A 920-nucleotide genomic window follows, 5' to 3' on the forward strand; every position below is an offset into this window, starting at 1 on the left:
TGGGGCGGCGGCTCGCGTTCCTCTGGCGCGGCTGCTTGGGCGGGCGTGATGCGCGGCGCGTGCGCCGGCAGCCAGCCAGCCCAGGCGGGGTAGCGGCGCAGCAGGTGAAAGACAAAGTAGCTACGCAGCGTGCGCCACCACGTGGGCTTCACCAGGTCCTGGCGGCCTATCTGTTTGCAGCTGTGCTGCATCAGGTGGTCCAGCCGCGAACCCAGGTCGTTGTTGAAGGTGCGGTCGCGGATCATGACGTTGGCCTCGAGGTTGAGCGCCAGGCTGAGTGGGTCCAGGTTGCTGGAGCCCACAGTGGCCCATTCGTCGTCGATCATGGCCACTTTGCCATGCAGGGGCCGGTCGCAGTATTCGTAAATGCGCACACCCGCGTCCAGCAGGTGGTGGTAGAGCATGCTGGCGGCGGTCTTGACGATCGCCATGTCGGGCTCGCCCTGCAGGATGAGGTGCACGTCCACACCGCGCCGCGCGGCGTGGCGCATTTCCCTGAGCAGCCGGTAACCGGGAAAGAAATACGCGTTGGCGATCACGACGCGGTGGCGCGCCGTGCGGATGGCGGCGCGGTAGTGGCGCTCGATGTCGTTGGTGTGTTTGCGGTTGTCGCGCGTGACAAAAAGCGCCGCGGCGTCGCCCGCCGGCGCGGGCACGTCGTCCCTGCGCCATGTGCCGGCCACGGAACGGGCGCGTTCGGAAAACCGTTCACGCAAGCCCGTGGGCGCTTCGCCGCCGGCGCCGGCATTGCGCTGGCCCGCCGCCAGGGCCCTGCGCACAAAGCTGTGGATGTCGGCCACGAGGGGGCCTTCGATCTCGACGGCATAGTCTTGCTTGGCCTGCGGGCCGAAGTCGGCCAGGTGGTCCGCCGAATAGTTGATGCCGCCGACGAAAGCACGTTCGCCATCGACGACCACAAT

1 protein-coding gene is annotated in these 920 nt (G+C 67.7%); it reads right to left on the reverse strand.

Going from position 1 to position 920, the window contains the following annotated elements; translation table 11 throughout:
* On the reverse strand, positions 1-920 hold a 920-nt coding region (gene clsB, locus AC1DWI_RS24580), incomplete at both ends, for a cardiolipin synthase ClsB (protein ID WP_477726104.1).

Source organism: Polaromonas sp. P3_C2 (assembly GCF_056402675.1).